Origin of the sequence: Delftia sp. WSY_7, assembly GCF_043104845.1 — a bacterium.
GTDB lineage: Bacteria > Pseudomonadota > Gammaproteobacteria > Burkholderiales > Burkholderiaceae_C > Comamonas > Comamonas tsuruhatensis.
Genome location: NZ_JBICLB010000033.1, coordinates 333,902 through 354,830, shown reverse-complemented (window position 1 = coordinate 354,830; position 20,929 = coordinate 333,902). Strand labels below are relative to the sequence as shown.

Here is a 20,929-nt window from a genome sequence, read left to right as displayed (position 1 = left end):
CGCGGTCCGAGGACCGCACCATTGCTGCAAAGGATTCCATGCCCCAGGTGATAGGACAGGTGAGCGTCGCCGTGCGCGACTACGACGAGGCGCTGCGCTTTTATCTGGGCGCGCTGGGCTTCGTGCTGATCGAGGACACCGCCCTGTCCGAGGGCAAGCGCTGGGTCACCGTGGCCCCCGGTGGCGGCGGTGTGCGCCTGCTGCTGGCCCGCGCCACGAATGAGGAACAGGCCGCGCGCGTGGGCAACCAGACGGGCGGGCGCGTGTTCCTGTTCCTGCAGACCGACGACTGCCTGCGCGACTTCGAGGCCTACCGCTCGCGCGGCGTGCGCTTTGTGCAGGAACCCCAGCGCAAGCCCCACGGCACCGTGGCCGTGTTCGAAGACCTCTACGGCAATCTGTGGGATCTCATCGAGTTGCATCCGGCGCGCTGAGGGCCTAAGGCGCGCTGCTTCAGCGGCTGGCCACGATGAACAGCCTGGGGAAGGGCAGCAGCACCGTGCCATCGTCCAGCGCGGGGTAGGCCTGGGAGATGGCCTGCAGATACGCTGCGTAGAAGCCGGCCTTTTGCTCCTCATCCAGCGGCGCGACGAAGGGACGCAGCGCCGAACCCTTGAACCACTCAACCACCGCGGCATGGCCGCCCGCCAGCGGGTGGAAGTAGGTGGTGCGCCAGACATCGACGTTGCTGCAGTGCGGGCGAAGCAGGGCGTAGTAGAAGTCCGTGCTGTGACGTGCGGGGTGGCGCACATCGCCAATCGTGGCGGCCCATGGGCCGCTGGCGGCCACTTCGCGCGCCAGCCGGTGGGCCGGTTCTTCCAGGTTGTCCGGCGTCTGCACGGCCAGGCTGCCACCGGGTGCCAGGTGGCTGACGAGGCGCGGGTAAAGCTGCTGGTGGTCGGGCAGCCACTGCAGCGAGGCATTGGCCAGGATCACGTCCTGCGGCTGGTCGGGCTGCCAGGTGGCGATGTCGGCCAGGCAGAAGGCCGTGCCCGGCAGCCGCTTGCGTGCGGCATCCAGCATGTCCTCGGAGTTGTCCAGTCCCGTCACGGTGGCCTCGGGGAAGCGCTGGGCCAGGACCTCGGTGGAGTTGCCCGGGCCGCAGCCCAGGTCCACGGCCAGCCGCACGGCGCGGCCAGGCAGATCGGGAATGGCGGCCACCAGGTCGCGCACGGGGCGGGTGCGTTCCTGCTCGAACGTTGTGTACTGCTTTGCGGACCAGGTCATCGTGTTGCCTTTCAGGTAGGTGTGTTTGTGGGGCGCGAGCGTAAATCCGTCCATCCATGATTGCAAATGCCACAATTGATGTCTTCCCATACCTTGAAAGTATTGATGTGCCCGAGCTTCGCCAACTGCGCGCCTTTGTCGCCATCGCCGAGGAAGGCCACATCACGCGTGCGGCCGAGCGCCTGGGCATGCAACAGCCGCCGCTGACGCGATTGCTGCAGGGCCTGGAGCACGAATTGGGCGTGGAGCTGGTGCAGCGCCTGCCGCGCGGCGTGCGGCCCACGGCGGCGGGGCTGGCGCTGCTGGAAGAGGCCAGGGCGCTGCTGGAGCGCTGTGAGGTGCTGGCCGAGGTGGTGCGCCGCGCCGCCCGGGGCGAGACGGGCCGGCTGGCCGTGGGTTTCACCAGCTCTGCCGCACTGCATCCCTTTGTGCCCGGCGTGCTGCGCATGTTCCGCCAGCAGGTGCCCGGCGTCGCGGTGGCGCTGGAGGAGGCGGGCACGGGCGAGCTCATGGATGCATTGCTGCAAGAGCGGCTGGACGCGGCCTTTGTGCGCTCGCCCCTGCACGGCAGCCAGGGGCTGCAGGCCGTGCCGATTCTGGAGGAGCCCATGCTGCTGGCCCTGCCGGCAGGGCATGCGCTGGCACGCCCATTGCGCCGGCCCGTGCCTTTGCCGCAGCTCGCCTCGGAGGATTTCGTGCTGTACCGGCGCAGGGTGGGGCAGGGCCTGTACGACGCCATTCTCAAGGCCTGCCTGGAGGCCGGTTTCAGCCCGCGCGTGGTGCAGGAGGCGCCGCGCATGACGGCGACGCTGAGCCTGGTCTCGGCAGGGCTGGGGCTGTCCATCGTGCCTGCCTCCATGCAGCGCCTGCGCAGCGACGGCATTGCCTACCGCACGCTGTCGCAATGCCCGGGGCTGGCCGCTCCGCTGCATCTGGCCACGCGCGTGGGCGATGCGTCTGCGGTGCTGCGCAGGTTCCAGGACCTGGTTGCCACGGCGGCTGTGGCGGAGTCCTGAAGGTGCGGACTATGGTGACCGGGTTGCTGCGCGTGCGGCAGCGCGAGGACCGCCGCGCTGCCTGACCACGGTGCGCGCGCATTCCACCAGCTTGTGGATCAGCGGCAGGCGTGCCGAAGAGCGCAGCCACATCACACCGAAGCGCCGCGACTGCGATTCCTCGGGCAGGGCCAGCCGCACCACGCCCTGGCCATCGGGCAGGTTCAGGGCCGTGTCGGGCACCAGGGAGACGCCCAGGCCCCTGTCCACCATCATGGCAATCGCCACCAGCGAGCTCAGTTCAAAGCGCTCCTGTGGAGCGATCTGCGCGGCGCGCAGGTAGCGCTCCACCATCTGGCCGCCGCCCAGGCTGCGGTCATAGCGGATCAGCGGCTGGGTGCGCAGCAGCGTGTGCGGGTCCAGGTGCGCCAGCTGGCGCGGCACCAGCAGCACCAGCGGCTCCTCGCGCAGCAGTGTCCAGTCGAAGGTCTTGGCCAGGGCGAACGAGGGGTGCAGGCAGACCGCCGCATCCAGCTCGCCCTGCCGCACGGCCTCGTACAGCTCGCGCGTGGTGGCCGACCGCAGGAACACCTTGGCGTCGGGGCACTTCTTCACGAAGCCGGCCAGGATGTCGGGTAGCAGGCTGTGCAGCGCCGTGTTGATGGTGCCTATGACCAGTTCCCCGGCCGTGCCTTCCTGGCTGACATGGGTCTTGGCATTGGCCAGTTCGCGCAGCAACTGCGGCGCGGATTGGGCCAGGCGGTGGCCGGCCGGGGTGGGCAGCACGGTGCGGCCTGCGCGGGCCAGCAGGGGGGCGTCGAACTCGCGCTCGAGGATGCGGATCTGCTGGGCCACGGCGGCGGCCGTGATATCCAGGCGCCGCGCGGCCTCGGCCATGGAGCCGGTCTCCACCACAAGCAGGAAGCTGTGCAGGTAGCTGGTTTCCATAAACAAAGAATTTGTGTGGTTTGAACAAATATTACCTGTGTTTCTCTTGGCTTTCTGCCGCCCACAATGCGGGCCATGAGAAGCAAACTGTTTGTTCCCGCATCGCGTCCCGAGCTGTTCGCCAAGGCACTGGCCGGCGAGGCCGACGCGCTGTCCTTCGACCTGGAGGACGCGGTGGCCGAAGCCCGCAAGGACGAGGCGCGCGGCCTGCTGCGCAGCTTCCTGCTCAGCCCTGAAAGCCGGGGCCACGGCAAGACGCTGATCGTGCGTGTCAACGCCATGGATACGCCGCATTTCGGCGCCGACATCGCCGAGATGGTGCGCGACGGCGTGCACCTCATCAACCTGCCCAAGCCCGAGACCGTGCAGCAGGTGCGCGAGGCCGCACAGCGCATTGCCGATGCGGCAGATGCCAACGGCGTGCCCCAGGCGCCTGGCCTGCTGCTCAACATCGAAACACCCCGCGCCCTGCGCTGCGCTGCCGAACTGGCCGGCGCCCACGCCAGCGTGGCCGGCCTGCAGATGGGGCTGGGCGACCTGTTCGAGCCCTTTGGCGTGAACCGGCGCGAGCCCGCCGCCATTGCCCAGGTGCTGCTTGCCGTGCGCATGGCCGCTGCCGAGGCAGGCATCTATGCCTATGACGGCGCCTTTGCCGACATCCGCGACAGCGACGGCTTCAGCGCCGAGGCGCGGCTGTCGCGCGGCCTGGGCTTTCTGGGCAAGACGTGCATACACCCCAGCCAGGTTGCGCTGGCCAATGCGGTCTACCAGCCGACCGAGCAGGAGATTTCCCACTCGCTGAAGGTGGTCCAGGCGGCCCGCGAGGCTGACGCCAATGCGCTGGGCGCCTATGTGGTGGACGGAAAGATGGTGGACAAGCCCTTTGTGCTGCGTGCCCAGGCCATCGTGGCTGCGGCGCATGCACAGGGGCTGCTGGTGGCCTGAATAGGGTTCTGGCATTCCGGTGTACCGGCGTCCTGCATGCCGGGCAACACAACGACAAGAAACAGGAGACAAAGACATGAGCATTTCGCATTGCCGCACGCGGCGCAGGCTGGTGGCGCTGGCGGCCACGGCAACGGTGGCCACGCTGACCGGGCTGGCTTCGCCGGGATTGATGGCGCAGGGCGCCTTCCCGTCCAAGGCCATCACCATGGTGGTTCCCTATCCGCCGGGAGGCTCCAACGATGTGTTCGCACGCCAGGTGGCCAAGGAAATGGGCGATCTGCTCAAGCAGACCGTGATCGTGGACAACCGGCCCGGCGCCAGCGGCAACACCGGCACGGCCTCGGTGGCCAAGGCGACGGCGGACGGCTACACGCTGGTGGCGGTGTCGTCGAGCATGACCACGAATGCCGCGGTGCAGGCCAAGATGCCCTTCGACCCCGTCAAGGACCTGGCGCCCGTGGCCATGTTTGCCAAGGGCCCGCTGGTGGTGGCCGTGAACAACGAATTCCCGGCCAGGACGCCGCAGGATCTGGTGCGCGCCATCAAGGCCAGCCCGGGCCAGTTCAACTACGCCACCTCGGGCACCGGCAGCATCAACCACTTCGCGACCGAGATGATGCGCTCCATGGTGCCGGGCATGGACATCATGCATGTGCCCTACAAGGGCCAGGGTCCGGCCGTGACCGACGTGATCGGCAACCAGGTGCAGATGCTGGTCTCCAGCGGCCCGTCCATCCTGCCCATGGTGCGCAACGGCAAGCTGCGCGCCATCGGCATCACCAGCCTCAAGCCCAGCCCCATTGCGCCGGACCTGACGCCCATGGCAACGGCCATCCCGGGCTACGAATTCGATCTGTGGTGGGGGCTGCTGGCGCCTGCGGGCACGCCCGCCGACATCGTGGACCGCCTCAACCAGGCCGTGAACCAGGTGCTGGCCAAGCCGACCATCCAGGCCAGCTTCCTGCGCGAAGGCGCCATTGCCAACCCCGTGACGCCGCAGCAGTTCGCACAGGTGATCCGCGACGACGTGGCGCGCTGGAAGCAGCTCGCCAAGGACCGCAATATCCAGGCCGATTGAACCCGGCCTTTGGCGGGAGGTGCCCCAGGCCTTCCCGCTTCCCTATCAGGAGAAACGAATGAGTTTTGTGCCCGGTGAACGCCAGGGGCCGAAAGGCCCGCTCAGCGGCGTGCGCGTGCTGGACCTGAGCGCCTATATCGCAGGGCCTTATGGCTGCTCGCTGCTGGCGGACCAGGGCGCCGAGGTGATCAAGGTCGAGCCGCCCGTGGGCGACAACCTGCGCAAGTACCCGTCCACGCTGGAAGCTGAAAGCCGCGCCTTCCTGGGCGTGAACCGCAGCAAGTGGGGCATGGTGCTGGACCTGAAGGACGAGGCCGACCACGCCGTGCTGCTGCGCCTGGTGCGCGAGGCCGATGTGCTGGTCCACAACTTCCGGCCCGGCGTGCCCGAGCGGCTGGGCATCGGTTTTGCGCAACTGGCCGCCATCAACCCACGCCTCGTCTATTGCAGCGTCACCGGCTACGGCAGCCGGGGTCCGCTCAAGGCCAAGGCGGGTTACGACCAGGTGCTGCAGACCATGACCGGCATGTGCGCCATGCAGGGCAAGGCTGGCGGGCCGCCCGAGATTCTCTACGGCTCCGTGGTGGACTACTACGCCTCGGCCCTGGTGGCGGGCGGCGTGTCTTCGGCGCTGTACGAGCGCGAGAAAAGCGGGCTGGGCCAGCATGTGGGCGTGTCGCTGCTGCGCGCGGCACTGACCATGCAGTCCGCACGCATGGTCTGGGCCGAGGGCGAGCCGCGCGAGGTGGGGCGCGACATGCGCTCCGGCGGCATCACGGGCATCCACCCGACGCGTGAAGGACATCTCTACATCTCGGCCAATACCGCGCATTTCTGGGAGGCGCTGTGCCGCAAGCTGGGGCTGCCCGAGCTGGCCGGCGACGAGCGCTACGACTCCGTGCGCAAGCGCGCCCAGCACCGCGACGTGCTGGTGCCGCTGCTGCGCCAGGCATTGGCAGGGCGCAGCGCGCTGGAATGGGAGGCCTTGTTCGGTGAGGAAGTGCCCTGCGCGGCGGCCCGCACGGTGGAAGACATGTTCGACGACCTGCAGGTGCAGGCCGAGGGCATGGTCACCCGTTTCGAGCACCCGACCCTGGGCAGCTACCGGGGCTTTGCCGGCGCCGTGGAGTTCGACCGCACGCCCGGCCCGCCGGCCTTTGCCGCGCCCACGCTGGGCCAGCATACCGAGGCCCTGAAGGCCGCCGCGCAAGAGAGCCGCTGATGCAGGCACTGCCCGCAGGCGCCTGCGACGCCCATCTGCACGTCTTCGATCCGCGCTTTGGTACGCGTTTTGGGGCCGAGGCTCCGCAGGCCATGCGCGCCCATGCCACGGCGGCCGACTATGCGCAGCTGCGCGGCGCCATGGGGCTGGAGCGCGCCGTCATCGTCCAGCCGCGTGCGCATGGCACGGACAACCGGGCCACGCTGCACGCCATCCAGTCGCTGGGCGCAGCAAGCACGCGCGGCATTGCCGTAGTGCACCCCGAGATCACCGACGCCCAGTTGCAGGCGCTGCATGACGGCGGCATTCGCGGCATCCGCTTTTCGCTGCACACCGAGCACGATGCAGCCGTGCGGCTGGACATGCTGGAGCCGTTGGCCGAGCGCATTGCCGCGCTGGGCTGGCATGTGCAGCTGCACTGGCTGGCCAGCCAGATCGAGGCCCATGCGGCGCTGCTGCAGCGGCTGCCATGCACCCTGGTGTTCGACCACATGGCGCGGCTGGCTGACAGCACTGACGGCGCAGGCGTGCACCAGCCCGCCTTCGGTGTGGTCCGTGGGCTGGTGCAGCAGGGCAGGGCCTGGGTCAAGCTCTCGGGCCCGTATCTGAACAGCCGGGCGGGCCTGGCCGCAGGCTATGCCGATTGCGACGCGCTGGCGCAGGCCTGGGTGGCCGAGGCCCCGCAGCGCCTGGTCTGGGGCAGCGACTGGCCCCATGTCACCGAAGCTGCCCATCCGCCGCAGACCCCCATGCTGCTGGCGCTGCTGTCACGCTGGATTCCCGATGCGGCGCTGCGCGCCCGCGTGCTGGTGGACAACGCCGCCGAGCTGTACGGATTCGATTGAGGGCGCGGGGCACGCAAGCCTCGCAGCCCAGGTTTTCACCATGGAGCAACAGGAGACAGAAACGTGAAGAAGATCAAGACATTGCGGCCCGCCATGACGGTGCTGGCCTTGGGGTTGGGCCTGGGACTGGGACTTTTCCAGGGCACGCTGCATGCGGCCGACTATCCGGCCGCGCAGGCCATCACGGTCGTCGTGCCGTTCTCGGCCGGCGGCGGTGCGGACAATGCGGCGCGCATCATCGCCAAGGCGCTGGGCGAGGTCTCGGGCCAGACCGTGGTGGTGGACAACAAGGCCGGCGCCAGCGGCGCCATCGGCGCCGCCCTCGTGGCGCGTGCCAAGGCCGATGGCTATACGGTGCTGTATGACGCATCGTCCTTCGCCATCAACCCCGCGTTGCGCAAGCTGCCCTATGACCCGGCCAAGGACTTCATTGCCGTGTCCCAGGCCATCAGCGTGCCCAACATCCTCGTGGCGGCGCCGTCCTCGCCCTACAACAGCCTGGCCGACTTCATGAATGCCGCGCGGCAAAAGCCCGGCAGGCTCACCTATGCCTCCTACGGCCCGGGCAGCCTGGCCCAGATGGCGACGGAACTGCTCAAGGCAGACGCCAAGTTCGATGCCGTCCACGTTCCCTACAAGGGCGGGGCGCCCGCCATCGTCGATGTCATGGGCGGCCAGGTCGATGTGTACTTTGCCAACGCGGCCTCCAGCATCAACTATGTCAAGGGCGGCAAGCTCAAGGCGCTGGCCGTGTCCTCGGCCAAGCGCATGCCGGACCTGCCCGACGTGCCCACGGTGGCGGAAAGCGGCATCAAAGGCTTCGAGGTCACGGAGTGGAACGGCTTCTTCCTGCCCGCAGGCACCGCGCCCGAGACCGTGCAGAAGCTGCAGGACCTGGTGCAAAAGGCCCTGGCCCTGCCAGCCACGCGCGCCAGCCTGGAGAAACTGGGCCTGACGCCCGTGGGCAGCTCCTCCGCCGCCTTCACGGGCTTCGTGGCCGCCGAGCGCAAGCGCTGGGATGCCGTGGTCAAGGCCAACGGCATCACCGTGCAGTGAGCCGCCGCGCGTGACGGGACTCAGGGCGTGGCGGTGACGCGCAGCAACTGCCCGCCCTGGGCGTCCGTCAGCAGGTAAAGCCATCCGTCCGGTCCCTGGCGCACATCGCGCACGCGCTGGCCCAGGCGCGGCAGCACCTGCTCGCTGGCCGTCACCTTTCCGGACCTGATCGTCAGGCGCTCCAGCCGCTGGAACTTGAGCGAGCCCACGACCAGCGATCCCTTCCATTGCGCCCCATACCGGTCACTGGTCACAAAGGCCATGCCTGAGGGGGCGATCGACGGCACCCAGTAGTGCAGCGGCTGCTCCATGCCCTCCTTGCGCGTGATGCCGGCGCCGATCTTGCCGCCGCCATAGTTCTCGCCGTAGGTGATCACGGGCCAGCCGTAGTTCTTGCCGGGCTCGGGCCGGTTGACCTCGTCGCCGCCCTGCGGGCCGTGCTCATGCATCCACAGGCTGCCATCGGGCGCCAGCGCCGCGCCCTGGGCGTTGCGGTGGCCGTAGCTCCAGATCTCGGGCCAGGCATCCGCGCGGCCGACAAAGGGGTTGTCCCTGGGTACGCTGCCGTCCTTGGCAATGCGCACGATCTTGCCCAGGTGGCTTTGCAGGTTCTGGGCCTCTTCCTTGTAGCGCGAGCGCTCGCCCAGCGCCAGGAACAGCGTGCCATCGCTCTTGCCGTCCACCCTGCGCTCCACGATGCGGCAGCCGAAATGCAATGCGCTCGCGTACCTGGGGCGCTGCGAGAACAGCACTTTCACCTGCTCCAGCCGGCTGGCATCGTCGGACAGCCGGGCGCTGGCCAGCGCCGTGCTGTTCTTGCCGCTGTCGGCGCCGCTGCCGGGCTCGGAGTAGCAGAAGTACAGCTGGCGGTTGCGCGCGAAGTCGCTGTCCAGCACCACGTCCAGCAGGCCGCCCTGGCCTGCGGCCTCCACGGCCGGAAGGCCCGCCAGGGGAGCGCCCAGCCTTCCGTCGCCCTGCACGATGCGCATGCGGCCCGGCCGCTCGGTCACCAGGTAGCGCCCATCCGGCAGGAAAGCCATGGCCCAGGGGTGCTCCAGGCCTTCGGCGACGATTTCTGTGGAGAGGTTGGGGCTGGCGGCCCACAGTGCGCCGGACAGGCCCAGGGTGCTGATGGCGAGGGCGGCGGATAGGGATGGCGGCATGCCGATGCTCCTGTGATGAGGGGACAAGACGGGAAGCCGGATGCACAGCCGTTGACGTCGGCGGCGGTGCAGCGCAGGCAGGGGGCTTCGCACAAGCCAGCATCATGCACGACGCCACCAGAGCCTGCGGCGACCTGTCAACCACTGCGCAAAAAGCCCGCGCAGCCACTTGCGCGGGTGTATAAACAGCGCTCTTTCGGCGCCGGGCCGGGTCCCTGCGGGGGCGGGCGGCGGCGCCTCCTACCCACCAGAGAATCCGCAAGGGAAAAGCAGCCATGGGCGCGCAATGGAAAGCAAAGGGCAAGGCGCTGGTCGCCGACGCCAAGGGAAAGCTGTTTGGCAAGCTTGTCAAGGAAATCATCGTCGCGGCGCGCGCCGGCGCCGATCCGGCAGGCAACTCGCGCCTGCGCATGGCGGTGGAAGCCGCACGCAAGGCCTCCATGCCCAAGGACACGCTCGAGCGTGCCATCAAGAAGGGCTCGGGCGTGGGTGCCGATGCCGTCAACTACGAGCGCGTGGTCTATGAAGGCTACGGCCCCAACCGCGTGCCGGTGATGATCGAGTGCCTGACCGACAACGTGAACCGCACGGCGCCCAACATGCGCGTGTGCTTTCGCAAGGGCCAGATGACGGCCGTGGCCTGGGACTTCGACCATGTGGGCATGATCGAAGGCGAGCCCGAAGGCGGCGCCGATGCCGAACTGGCCGCCATCGAGGCCGGTGCACAGGATTTCGAGCCCGGCGAGGAAGAGGGCACGACGCTGTTCATCACCGACCCCACCGACCTCGATACCGTGAGCAAGGCGCTGCCGGCCCAGGGCTTCAAGGTGCTGTCGGCCAAGCTGGGCTACAAGGCCAAGACGCCGGTCAGCATGGCCAGCCTGTCGGCTGAGCAGCAGGAGGAAGTGCAGGACTTCCTGGCCGGCATCGAGAACGACGATGACGTGCAGAACGTCTACGCGGGCCTGGTGGATTGATGACGCTGTCCCCGCTGCCAAGCAAAAAAGCCGCACATCGTGCGGCTTTTTTGTGGGTGCAGGCGCCCAGCGCCCGGCGACTCACTTGGTGCCGAAGATTCGGTCGCCCGCGTCGCCCAGGCCCGGCAGGATGTAGCCGTGGGCGTCCAGCTGGCGGTCCACGGCGGCCGTGTAGATGTCCACGTCGGGATGGGCCTTCTGCATGGTGGCCACGCCTTCGGGCGCAGCCAGCAGGCACATGAACTTGATGGACTTCGGGTTCAGCTGCTTCAGGCGCGCCACGGCGGCGGCGGCCGAATTGCCCGTGGCCAGCATGGGATCGACGACCAGCACGTCGCGCTCTTCCATCTCGGAGGGCATCTTGAAGTAGTACTCGACGGGCTGCAGCGTCTCGGGGTCGCGGTACAGGCCGATGTGGCCGATGCGCGCGCCGGGCACGACGTTGAGCATGCCGTCGAGGAAACCGTTGCCGGCGCGCAGGATGGACACCAGCACCAGCTTCTTGCCGTCGATGACCTTGCCGGTCATGGTCTCCAGCGGGGTCTCGATCTCGATGTCCTGCAGCGGCATGTCACGCGTGATCTCGTAGGCCATCAGCGTGGACAGCTCGCCCAGCATGCGGCGGAAGCTGTTGGTGCTGGCTTCCTTGCGGCGCATCAGCGTGAGCTTGTGTTGGACCAGCGGGTGGTCGATCAGGTGCAGAGTACTCATGGTTTTCTTCTGGAAAAAAGGGCGCCGGTATTTTGGGGCCGGCGCCAGGGGTCGGTTCAGTCGTGCAGAAAGCGCGCGTAGCGCGCCAGGTCCACATTGCCGCCGCTGATGAGAATGCCCACGCGTGCGCCCGACAGCGCAACCCCGCCATGCAGGGCGCCCGCCAGCGAGAGCGCACCCGTGGGTTCGACCACGATTTTCTTGCGTTCCGCGTAAAAGCGCATGGCCTGCACCAGATGCTCGTCCGCCACGGCCAGGATATCTTCGACATGCTCGCGGATGATGGCGAATGTGATATCGCCGATGGACTGGGTCTGCGCGCCGTCGGCAATGGTGTGGGGCGTGGGGATCTGCACGATCCGGCCTGCGCGCAGCGACTGGCGGGCATCGTCGCCGGCCTGGGGCTCGACGCCGTAGACCTTGCAGCGCGGGGAGAGCTGTCCGGCTGCCAGCAGGCTGCCCGACAGCAGGCCGCCGCCGCCCAGGCAGACGAACAGGTAGTCCAGATCGGGCACCTCCTCGAACAATTCCTTGGCCGCCGTGCCCTGGCCGGCAATCACGTCGCGGTGGTTGAACGGCGGGATCAGCGTCATGCCGCGCTCGTCGGCCAGGCGGCGGGAGATGGCTTCGCGGTCCTCGGTGAAGCGGTCATAGGTCACGACCTGGGCGCCGTAGGAACGCGTGGCCGCCATCTTGGAGGCGGGCGCATCCTCGGGCATGACGATGAGCGCGGGCATGTCCAGCATCTGCGCGGCCAGGGCCACGGCCTGCGCATGGTTGCCCGAAGAGAAGGCCAGGGCGCCGCGCTTGCGCTGCTCGGGCGTGAACTGCGACAGCGCGTTGTAGGCGCCGCGTATCTTGAAGGCGCCCGTTCGCTGCAGGTTCTCGCACTTGAAGAACAGCTGGGCGCCCAGCAGCTCGTCGGCGGTGCGGCTGCGCAGTATGGGGGTGCGGTGGGCCACGCCCTCCAGCCGGCCGGCTGCGGCGGCAACGTCGTCATAGGTGGGCAGCGAGGGAGGGCTGTTCGTCGTCATGGCGTGCGGTTCCGCAAAGTGGATGGAGGCGGTTTCGATCATAGCCGCATGCGCAGGCTTTCAGCGCCCTGAAATGCGCCAGCCGTTGCATGGCAACGGCTGGGTGCTATGGTGTTTGATGCGGCGCAGTGCCGGTGCGCCAGCGCTTCAGCGCTTCTTGTTGCCCAGGATGCCGCCGAGCACGCCGCGCAGGATTTCCTTGCCCAGCGAATTGCCCATGGTGCGCATGGTGGACTTGGCCATGGTCTGAACCAGGCCGTCGTGCTTGCCTCCGCGCGGGCCTGTGGTGCCGAACAGCAGGTCCTTGAGCCCGTCCATCATGGCGCCGCCGCCTTCGCTGGCGGCGGGTGCGCCTCCGGCAGGGCCTGCCGGCGAGGCCCCGTCGCCGGATGCTGCCGTGCGTCCGCGCAGCACTTCGTAGGCCGATTCGCGGTCCACCGCCTTTTCATAGACACCTGCCACCAGCGATTGCGCCAGCAAGACCTTGCGCTGCTCCTCGCTGATCGGACCGATCTGGCTGCCCGGTGGAATGACATAGGCGCGTTCGGTGATGCCGGGGCGGCCCTTTTCATCGAGGAAGCTCACCAGGGCCTCGCCCACGGCCAGCTCCGTGATGGCGGCCTCGATGTCCAGCCCCGGCTTGGGCCGCATCGTGGTGGCCGTGGCCTTGACGGCTTTCTGGTCGCGCGGCGTGAAGGCGCGCAGTGCATGCTGCACGCGATTGCCCAGCTGGGCCAGCACGGTGTCGGGCACGTCCATCGGGTTTTGCGTGACGAAATACACGCCCACGCCCTTGGAGCGCACCAGGCGCACCACCAGCTCGATGCGTTCGAGCAGCACCTTGGGCGCATCGTTGAACAGCAGGTGGGCCTCGTCGAAGAAGAAGACCAGCTTGGGCTTGTCGGGGTCGCCGATCTCGGGCAGGCGCTCGAACAGCTCGGACAGCATCCACAGCAGGAAGGTGGAGTACAGGCGCGGCGAATTCATCAGCTTCTCGGCCGCCAGGATGTTGACCACGCCCTTGCCGCCCGCATCGGTCTGCATCAGGTCGTTGATGTCGAGCATGGGCTCGCCAAAGAATTTGTCGCCGCCCTGCGACTCGATGGCCACCAGCCCGCGCTGTATGGCCCCCACGCTGGCGGCACTGATGTTGCCGTACTCGGTGGTGAACTGCTTGGCGTTGTCGCCCACGTGCTGGAGCATGGACCGCAGGTCCTTGAGGTCCAGCAGCAGCAGTCCGTTGTCGTCGGCAATCTTGAAGACCAGGTTGAGCACGCCCATCTGCGTGTCGTTCAGGGCCAGCATGCGCCCGATCAGCAGCGGCCCCATGTCCGAGACCGTGGCGCGCACCGGATGGCCCAGCTCGCCGAACACGTCCCACAGCGTGGTGGGGCAGGCCAGGGGCTGGGGAATCTCGATGCCGCGCTCCTGCAGCGAAGCCGCCATCTTGGCGCCGGTGCTGCCGCTTTGGCTGATGCCCGACAGGTCGCCCTTGATGTCGGCCATGAACACGGGCACGCCGATTTCGGAGAAGCCTTCCGCCATTTTCTGCAGCGTCACGGTCTTTCCGGTGCCCGTGGCGCCGGTGATCAGGCCATGTCGATTGGCCAGTGCGGGCAGCAGCAGGCATTCTGTGGCAGAGTGGCGGGCGATCAGAAGTGGAGCGGCCATTTCGGGTTTCCTCGGGGGAGCACGCGGTCAAAAGTAAAATCCCAGCCGCAAGGTTAAATCAATATCAAAGGACAGCCTGTGGCAGGACACAGTAAATGGGCCAATATCCAGCACCGCAAAGGCCGCCAGGACGAAAAGCGCGGCAAGGTCTGGACTCGCATCATCCGTGAAATCATGGTGGCGGCACGCACGGGAGGGGGCGATCTCAGCGCCAACCCGCGCCTGCGCCTGGCGGTGGAAAAGGCCAAGGCGGCCAACATGCCGGCCGACAACATCAAGCGCAACATCGACAAGGCCACGGGCAATCTCGAAGGCGTGACCTACGAGGAAATCCGCTACGAAGGCTACGGCATTGGCGGCGCGGCCATCATCGTGGACACCATGACCGACAATCGCGTGCGCACTGTGGCGGATGTGCGTCATGCCTTCAGCAAGTACGGTGGCAACATGGGCACGGAGGGTTCCGTGTCCTTCCAGTTCAAGCATGTCGGACAACTGATCTTTGCTCCCGGAAGCGACGAGGACCAGATCATGGAAGTGGCGCTGGAGGCCGGTGCCGAGGACGTGATCACCGATGATGAGGGGGCCATCGAGGTGCTGACCGCACCCGCCGAGTTCGAAACCGTGCGCGACGCGCTGCAGGCCAAGGGCCTGACGCCGGAGGTGGCTGAAGTCACCATGCGCCCGGAAAACACCATCGCCCTGCAAGGCGATGACGCAGCCCGCATGCAAAAGCTGCTGGACATGATCGAAGACCTGGATGACGTACAGGACGTCTACCACAACGCTGAACTATGAAAATTCTTGTGATTGGTGGCGGAGGCCGCGAGCACGCCCTGGCGTGGAAACTGGCTGAATCGCCGAAATCGACCAAGGTCTATGTGGCCCCCGGCAACGGTGGCACGGGCCTGGCCGGCGGCAAGGTGGAGAACCTCAACATCACCGACCCGCAGGCGCTGCGCGAGTGGGCGCAGGCCGAGAAGGTCGCGCTGACCGTGGTGGGCCCCGAGGCGCCTTTGGCGGCCGGCGTGGTCGATGAGTTCCGTGCCCATGGCCTGCGCATCTTCGGCCCCTCCAAGGCGGCTGCACAGCTGGAAAGCTCCAAGGCGTTTTCCAAGGACTTCATGGCGCGCCACGGCATCCCCACGGCGCTCTACGAGACTTTCACCGACCCGGTTGCTGCCCACGCCTATGTGGATCGCCTGGGTGCGCCCATCGTGGTCAAGGCCGACGGCCTGGCCGCAGGCAAGGGCGTGGTCGTTGCGACCACGCTGCAGGAAGCCCACGACGCCGTGGACTTCATGCTCGTGGACAACAAGTACGGCGTGGCCCACAACGACGGCGGTGCCCGCGTGGTGATCGAGGAATTCCTCGCCGGCGAGGAAGCCAGCTTCATCGTGCTGTGCGACGGCAAGAACGTCCTGGCCCTGGCGACCAGCCAGGACCACAAGCGCCTGAAGGACGGCGACCAGGGTCCGAACACGGGCGGCATGGGCGCCTACTCGCCCGCGCCCGTGGTCACGGCCGACGTGCATGCCCGCGCCATGCGCGAGATCATCCTGCCGACCATCCGTGGCATGGAAAAGGACGGCATTCCCTACACCGGCTTCCTGTATGCGGGCCTGATGATCGATGCATCCGGCCATCCCAAGACGCTGGAGTTCAACTGCCGCATGGGCGACCCCGAGACCCAGCCCATCATGATGCGTCTCAAGAGCGATCTGGTGGACGTCATGCTGGCGGCCACCGATGCCAAGCTCGACCAGGTCGAGCTGCAATGGGACCGCCGCACGGCGCTGGGCGTGGTCATGGCCGCAGCAGGCTACCCCGAGGACCCGCGCAAGGGCGATGCCATCAGCGGGCTGCCGCAGGACGCCGCCGATGCCATGGTCTTCCATGCCGGCACCCAGCTCAAGGACGGTGTGCCCGTCACCAGCGGTGGCCGCGTACTGTGCGTCACCGTGCTGGCCGACAGCGTCAAGCAGGCCCAGCAAAAGGTCTATGACGTGGCGCGTGGCATCCATTTCGATGGTGCCCAGTACCGCCGCGACATCGGCTTCCGTGCCGTGAAGAACTGAGTCCATGGCAGAGCAATCGACCGGGCAGGCGCTGCCCGTGGCCCAGGTGCGCGAGTACCTGACGGGCCTGCAGGCCCGCATCACGCAGGCGCTGGAAGAGGTGGAAGGCGAGGGCGGTGCACGCTTTCTGTCCGACGCCTGGAGCAAGGGCCCCGGCGAGCGCCTGCAGGGCGATGGCATCACCCGCATCATGGAAGGCGGCCGCGTGTTCGAGCGCGCGGGCTGCGGCTTCTCGCATGTGCGCGGGCCGCAGCTGCCGCCCTCGGCCACGCAGCACCGGCCTGAGCTGGCCGGTGCGCCGTTCGAGGCCATGGGCGTGTCCCTGGTCTTCCATCCGCGCAATCCTTTTGTGCCTACGGTGCACATGAATGTGCGAATGATTGCAGCCGGCTCAGGTGCGGCCGGCTCAGGTGCGGCCGGCTCAGGTGCGGCAGGGCAGCCGGGCAACCAACCCACCTGCTGGTTCGGCGGCGGCATGGACCTGACGCCGGTCTACGGCTTCGAGGAAGATGCACAGCACTTTCACCGCGTCTGCCGCGATGCGCTGGCGCCTTTTGGCGACACGCTTTACCCGCGCTTCAAGACGTGGTGCGACGAGTACTTCCGCCTAAAGCACCGCAACGAGCAGCGCGGCATCGGCGGCATCTTCTTCGACGACTTCTCGGAACTGGGCCAGGCGCGCAGTTTCGACATGCTGCGTTCGGTGGGCGATGCCTTTCTGGAGTCCTACCTTCCCATCGTCGAGCGCCGCCAGGCCATGGACTACGGGCAGCAGCAGGTCGATTTCCAGCGCTACCGCCGCGGCCGCTATGTGGAGTTCAACCTGGTCTGGGACCGGGGCACGCACTTCGGCCTGCAGTCCGGCGGGCGTACGGAGTCCATCTTGCTGTCCATGCCACCGCATGCGAGCTGGAGCTACCAGCGCGAGGACGCGCCCGGCACCCCCGAGCGCGCTTTGCTGGAGCAATTCCTGGTGCCCCGCGACTGGCTTTGAGCCCGAGAGCCGCCATCCCGAGCGGCGTGGCGAAATCCGCGCGTGCAAGGGAATAGGCGGCAAAACTATAATTTCAATAGCTTGAGGCGCAGCGTTGGCTGCGTTCTCCACTTTCTTCGGCGCGAAATCTTCCGGCGATCTGTGGGCGAACTCCATGCATTTTGGAGCGCCGCTACAGCCCAGCCCTCTACGGGCCGCACGGCGCTCGCGCTATATTGATCCCATTCCTATTCCATTGATCACCGCCTGATGACCACTTCCACCAAATCGGATTCCGCAGCCAAGCGCGACGTGACCAAGCTGCAACGCGCCATTGTTGACGGCCTCGAAAACGTCAAGGCCCAAGACATCCAGGTCTTCAATACCGAAAAGCTCTCGCCGCTGTTCGAGCGCGTGATCGTGGCTGCGGGCACCTCCAACCGCCAGACCAAGGCGCTGGCCTCCAGCGTGCGCGACGCCGTCAAGCAGGCCGGGTTCCCCGTGCCGCGCCAGGAAGGCGAAGAAAACGGCGAGTGGATCATCGTGGACTGCGGCCAGGCCGTGGTCCATGTCATGCAGCCGGCCATCCGCCAGTACTACCGCCTGGAAGAGATCTGGGGCGAGACGCCTGTGCGCCTGAAGCTGGGCGCTCCCAAGCCCACGCGCTCGGCTGCCACCGACAAGGCGGAAGAAAAGGCCAAGAAGGCTGCAACCAAGAAGGCGGCGGCAACCGCTGCCAAGCCTGCAGCCAAGAAGGCCGCTTCTGGCGCAGCCTCCGCCGCCGCCAAGAAGCCCGCTGCCAAGAAGGCGGCCCCTGCCAAGGCCGCTGCACCCCGTTCCGCAGCGGCAAAGCCGGCCGCCGCAAAGTCGGCTGCTGTGAAGTCGGCCGCAGCCAAGTCGCCGGCCGGCAAGACGGCGGCGCCCAAGGCCATCAAGACCGTGGTGGTCAACCGCGCCCCCGCCAAGGCCAAGGCTGGCGCCGCTGCCAAGCCTGTCGCCAAGCCGGCAGCCAAGCGCGCTCCCCGCGCCAAGGCCTGAGCGGTTCAGGGCTGACGCTGCATGAAGCTGTTGATCGTGGCCGTGGGCCAGCATGTGCCCGACTGGGCGCAGACAGCCTACGACGACTACGCCAAGCGTTTTCCTCCGGAACTCAAGGTGGAGCTCAAGGCCGTCAAGACGGAGCCACGCGGCTCCAAGACGGTCGAGACCCTGTACGCGGCCGAGCGCAAGCGCATCGAGGCCGCCATTCCGCGCGGCACGCGCATCGTGGTGCTCGATGAGCGCGGCACCAATCTGACGACCAAGGCCCTGGCCCAGCGCCTGCAGGGCTGGCAGCTGGAGGGCGATGACGTGGCCCTCATCATCGGAGGCCCGGACGGTCTGGACCCCGCTTTCAGGCAGGCCGCACACGAGCGCATACGCCTGTCGGACCTGACCCTGCCGCATGCCATGGTGCGGGTGCTCCTTATCGAGCAGCTGTACCGTGCCTGGTCGGTCAACGCCGGCCATCCCTACCACCGGGAATAGCGGCAGCGGCGGTGTCATGCGGATCGGAAGATCTCGTGATACTATGATTTTGATAGCCTTCGGCGCTTTGATACAAAGGGCTGAAGGCATTTCTCATTTTCATCATGCCGCCCTTCATCTACCTAGCCTCCCAAAGCCCCCGCCGCCGCCAACTGCTGGAGCAGCTGGGCGTGGCCCATGAGCTTTTGCTGCCCAATGCGGATGGCGACATCGCCGAAGATGCCGAGGCCATGGAAGCCGAGCTGGCCGGCGAGGCAGCGCGCGACTACGTGCAGCGCGTGACCGCACTCAAGCTCGACGCTGCCGTGGCCCGCCACGCGCGCCGTGCGCTGGCTGCCGCTCCCGTGCTCTGCTCGGACACCACGGTGGCGCTCGACGGCCGCATTCTGGGCAAGCCCGCCGATGCCGAAGATGCACGCCGCATGCTGACGGGGCTTGCCGGCCGAGAGCATGAGGTGCTGACGGCCGTGGCCATACAGCATGGCGCGCGGCGCCTGGCTGCGCTGTCGGTCTCCCAGGTTCGCTTTGCGGCCATGAGCGCTCAGCAGATCGATGCCTACGTGGCCTCGGGCGAGCCCATGGGCAAGGCCGGTGCCTATGGCATACAGGGCCGTGCGGCGGCCCATGTGCAGTGGCTGCAAGGCAGCTACTCGGGCATCATGGGCCTGCCGCTGTTCGAGACGGCGGCGCTGTTGCGCGAGCTGGGCTGGGCGCTGTAGGCCAGCTCCCCGACCTGGGCCCCGAGGGGCGTGCAGGCAGGCGCGCACGGCCGATGGCAGCGCGCGGCACGGCAAGATGTCTGCCGGGCCGCTCCGGCCGAGAAATACAAACGACAAAGCACACCACAGGCACAGCATGCAGCAAGACATTCTGATCAATTGGTCGCCACAGGAAACGCGCGTGGCCATCATCGAGAACGGCGCCGTCCAGGAACTGCACATGGAGCGCCCGCTGGAGCGCGGCCTGGTCGGCAACGTGTACCTGGGCAAGGTCTCGCGTGTGCTGCCGGGCATGCAGTCGGCCTTCATCGACATCGGCCTGGAGCGCGCGGCCTTCCTGCACGTGGCCGATGTCTGGCAGCGGCAGGAAGGGGGCGAGGCCCCCATGTTCGCGCGCAAGGACATGCCTGTCGTGCCCATCGAAAAGCAGGTTTTCGAGGGCCAGACCATCATGGTGCAGGTCATCAAGGATCCGATCGGCACCAAGGGCGCGCGCCTGTCCACGCAGATCAGCATTGCGGGACGCCTGCTGGTGCTGCTGCCGCAGGACGACCACATCGGCATCTCGCAGAAAATCCCGCAGGGCGAGCGCGATGCCCTGCGCGCCCGGCTGCAGGGCCTGGTCGGCACCAAGGAGACCGGCGGCGGCGGCGGCTTCATCCTGCGCACCAATGGCGAGGACTCCAGCGACGCCGAGCTGGCCGACGACATCCGCTACCTGCGCAAGACCTGGAGCCGCATCAAGGAGGCCTCGGTGCGCCTGCCGCCCATGTCGCTGCTGCACCAGGACCTGAACCTGCTGCAGCGCGTGCTGCGCGATCTGGTGGGCGAAGGCACGCAGAGCATCCGCATCGACTCCAAGGAGCAGTTCGCCCTGCTCATGACCTTCGGGCAGGAGTACATGCCGGCGGCCGTGCCCAAGCTGCAGCATTACCGCGGCGAGCGGCCCATCTTCGATCTGTTCGCCATCGACGAGGAAATCGCCCGCGCGCTGGGCCGGCGGGTGGACCTCAAGTCGGGCGGCTACCTGATCGTGGACCAGACAGAGGCGCTGACCACGGTGGACGTCAATACCGGCGGCTACGTGGGCGCGCGCAACTTCGACGACACCATCTTCAAGACCAACCTGGAAGCCGCTCACCAGATCGCGCGCCAGCTGCGCCTGCGCAACCTGGGCGGCATCATCATCGTGGATTTCATCGACATGGTGCGCGACGACCACCAGGCCGAGGTGCTGTCCGAATTCAAGCGCCAGCTCGGGCGCGACCGGGTCAAGACCATGGCGGGTGGCTTCTCGCAGCTGGGCCTGGTGGAGATGACGCGCAAGCGCACGCGCGAATCGCTGGCCCACATGCTGTGCGAATCCTGCCCTGTCTGCCAGGGCAAGGGCCATGTGAAGACCGTGCGCAGCGTCTGCTACGAGGTGCTGCGCGAAATCCTGCGCGAGGCGCGCCAGTTCAACCCGCGCGAGTTCCGCATCGTGGCCTCGCCCAAGGTGGTCGAGATGTTCCTGGACGAGGAAAGCCAGCACCTGGCCGGCCTGTCCGACTTCATCAAGAAACCCATCTCGCTGCAGGCCGAGACCGCCATGGCACAGGAGCAGTACGACATCGTGCTGCTGTGAACCGGTATTTATCTTGCCAATTCATTATCAATAGCGATTCGGCATCTTTTGCGCAAATGGGTTCATATGAATCGATTTGCGCCCTGCTATGGATTGTCGATTCCCGATAATTAACTTTGTCTCGGCATTTTTG

Annotated in this window: 21 protein-coding genes; 15 read left to right on the top strand and 6 right to left on the bottom strand. The window is 67.2% G+C overall.

Features of this window, described 5'->3' with window-relative positions:
* The first annotated feature begins 38 nt into the window (after positions 1-38).
* Entirely contained in the window at positions 39-434 is a 396-nt protein-coding gene (locus ACF8ME_RS13770; protein ID WP_392416952.1) for a VOC family protein, read from the top strand.
* A 19-nt stretch (positions 435-453) separates the two neighbouring features.
* Here the strand turns inward: ACF8ME_RS13770 and tam are convergent, their stop codons facing one another.
* Positions 454-1,227 (bottom strand): trans-aconitate 2-methyltransferase, encoded by a 774-nt coding sequence (tam, locus tag ACF8ME_RS13765; RefSeq protein ID WP_392416950.1) that lies wholly within the window; start codon positions 1,225-1,227, stop codon positions 454-456.
* A 107-nt stretch (positions 1,228-1,334) separates the two neighbouring features.
* On the opposite strand from tam, the gene ACF8ME_RS13760 reads away from it, so the two are divergent.
* Entirely contained in the window at positions 1,335-2,243 is a 909-nt protein-coding gene (locus tag ACF8ME_RS13760; RefSeq protein WP_392416948.1) for a LysR family transcriptional regulator, read from the top strand.
* A gap of 9 nt (positions 2,244-2,252) precedes the next feature.
* On the opposite strand, the gene ACF8ME_RS13755 is transcribed toward ACF8ME_RS13760, so the two are convergent.
* On the bottom strand, positions 2,253-3,170 hold the full coding sequence (locus ACF8ME_RS13755) for a LysR family transcriptional regulator (RefSeq protein WP_016446874.1): 918 nt from the start codon (positions 3,168-3,170) through the stop codon (positions 2,253-2,255).
* A 75-nt stretch (positions 3,171-3,245) separates the two neighbouring features.
* Between ACF8ME_RS13755 and ACF8ME_RS13750 the strand changes: the two genes are divergently transcribed.
* From ACF8ME_RS13750 to ACF8ME_RS13730, 5 genes are all read left to right on the top strand, one after another.
* Positions 3,246-4,115, top strand: a complete 870-nt coding sequence (locus ACF8ME_RS13750) for a CoA ester lyase (protein WP_047327733.1) — start codon at positions 3,246-3,248, stop codon at positions 4,113-4,115.
* A gap of 76 nt (positions 4,116-4,191) precedes the next feature.
* On the top strand, positions 4,192-5,196 hold the full coding sequence (locus ACF8ME_RS13745) for a tripartite tricarboxylate transporter substrate binding protein (RefSeq protein ID WP_392416946.1): 1,005 nt from the start codon (positions 4,192-4,194) through the stop codon (positions 5,194-5,196).
* A 58-nt stretch (positions 5,197-5,254) separates the two neighbouring features.
* Positions 5,255-6,418 carry a CoA transferase gene (locus tag ACF8ME_RS13740; RefSeq protein WP_310039537.1) on the top strand — a complete coding sequence of 388 codons (1,164 nt, stop codon included), beginning with the start codon at positions 5,255-5,257 and terminating at the stop codon, positions 6,416-6,418.
* Entirely contained in the window at positions 6,418-7,263 is an 846-nt protein-coding gene (locus ACF8ME_RS13735) for an amidohydrolase family protein (RefSeq protein WP_392416944.1), read from the top strand. The genes ACF8ME_RS13740 and ACF8ME_RS13735 overlap by 1 nt, the downstream gene beginning before the upstream one ends.
* Before the next feature lie 63 nt (positions 7,264-7,326).
* Positions 7,327-8,319: a tripartite tricarboxylate transporter substrate binding protein gene (locus tag ACF8ME_RS13730; protein ID WP_016446879.1), complete on the top strand. Its 993-nt coding sequence runs from the start codon at positions 7,327-7,329 to the stop codon at positions 8,317-8,319.
* 20 nt (positions 8,320-8,339) lie between these two features.
* Here the strand turns inward: ACF8ME_RS13730 and ACF8ME_RS13725 are convergent, their stop codons facing one another.
* Positions 8,340-9,482, bottom strand: a complete 1,143-nt coding sequence (locus ACF8ME_RS13725) for a PQQ-dependent sugar dehydrogenase (RefSeq protein WP_046239341.1) — start codon at positions 9,480-9,482, stop codon at positions 8,340-8,342.
* A gap of 275 nt (positions 9,483-9,757) precedes the next feature.
* On the opposite strand from ACF8ME_RS13725, the gene ACF8ME_RS13720 reads away from it, so the two are divergent.
* Positions 9,758-10,459, top strand: coding sequence for a YebC/PmpR family DNA-binding transcriptional regulator (locus ACF8ME_RS13720; RefSeq protein WP_016446881.1), 702 nt, complete (start codon positions 9,758-9,760; stop codon positions 10,457-10,459).
* An 81-nt stretch (positions 10,460-10,540) separates the two neighbouring features.
* Here ACF8ME_RS13720 and upp read toward each other — a convergent pair whose 3' ends face one another.
* The 3 genes from upp to ACF8ME_RS13705 form a co-directional block, all read right to left on the bottom strand.
* Complete coding sequence (gene upp / locus ACF8ME_RS13715; protein WP_012205354.1) at positions 10,541-11,170, bottom strand: uracil phosphoribosyltransferase; 630 nt, start codon at positions 11,168-11,170, stop codon at positions 10,541-10,543.
* A 56-nt stretch (positions 11,171-11,226) separates the two neighbouring features.
* Complete coding sequence (locus tag ACF8ME_RS13710; protein WP_026062217.1) at positions 11,227-12,204, bottom strand: threo-3-hydroxy-L-aspartate ammonia-lyase; 978 nt, start codon at positions 12,202-12,204, stop codon at positions 11,227-11,229.
* A gap of 147 nt (positions 12,205-12,351) precedes the next feature.
* Positions 12,352-13,875, bottom strand: coding sequence for a helicase HerA-like domain-containing protein (locus ACF8ME_RS13705; protein WP_392416941.1), 1,524 nt, complete (start codon positions 13,873-13,875; stop codon positions 12,352-12,354).
* Between the two features lie 78 nt (positions 13,876-13,953).
* On the opposite strand from ACF8ME_RS13705, the gene ACF8ME_RS13700 reads away from it, so the two are divergent.
* From ACF8ME_RS13700 to rng, 7 genes are all read left to right on the top strand, one after another.
* Positions 13,954-14,673 carry a YebC/PmpR family DNA-binding transcriptional regulator gene (locus tag ACF8ME_RS13700; protein WP_012205357.1) on the top strand — a complete coding sequence of 240 codons (720 nt, stop codon included), beginning with the start codon at positions 13,954-13,956 and terminating at the stop codon, positions 14,671-14,673.
* Positions 14,670-15,953 (top strand): phosphoribosylamine--glycine ligase, encoded by a 1,284-nt coding sequence (purD, locus tag ACF8ME_RS13695; protein ID WP_012205358.1) that lies wholly within the window; start codon positions 14,670-14,672, stop codon positions 15,951-15,953. Before ACF8ME_RS13700 ends, purD begins: the two co-directional genes overlap by 4 nt.
* Before the next feature lie 4 nt (positions 15,954-15,957).
* On the top strand, positions 15,958-16,947 hold the full coding sequence (gene hemF, locus ACF8ME_RS13690; protein WP_392416939.1) for an oxygen-dependent coproporphyrinogen oxidase: 990 nt from the start codon (positions 15,958-15,960) through the stop codon (positions 16,945-16,947).
* Between the two features lie 249 nt (positions 16,948-17,196).
* Positions 17,197-17,964, top strand: coding sequence for a ribosome silencing factor (gene rsfS / locus ACF8ME_RS13685; protein WP_016446885.1), 768 nt, complete (start codon positions 17,197-17,199; stop codon positions 17,962-17,964).
* A gap of 21 nt (positions 17,965-17,985) precedes the next feature.
* Entirely contained in the window at positions 17,986-18,453 is a 468-nt protein-coding gene (gene rlmH, locus ACF8ME_RS13680) for a 23S rRNA (pseudouridine(1915)-N(3))-methyltransferase RlmH (RefSeq protein ID WP_012205361.1), read from the top strand.
* Between the two features lie 104 nt (positions 18,454-18,557).
* A complete protein-coding gene (locus ACF8ME_RS13675) occupies positions 18,558-19,172 on the top strand; it encodes a Maf family protein (RefSeq protein ID WP_392416938.1) in 615 nt (204 codons plus the stop codon).
* 136 nt (positions 19,173-19,308) lie between these two features.
* Entirely contained in the window at positions 19,309-20,796 is a 1,488-nt protein-coding gene (gene rng / locus ACF8ME_RS13670; protein ID WP_016453532.1) for a ribonuclease G, read from the top strand.
* The last annotated feature ends 133 nt before the right edge of the window (positions 20,797-20,929 follow it).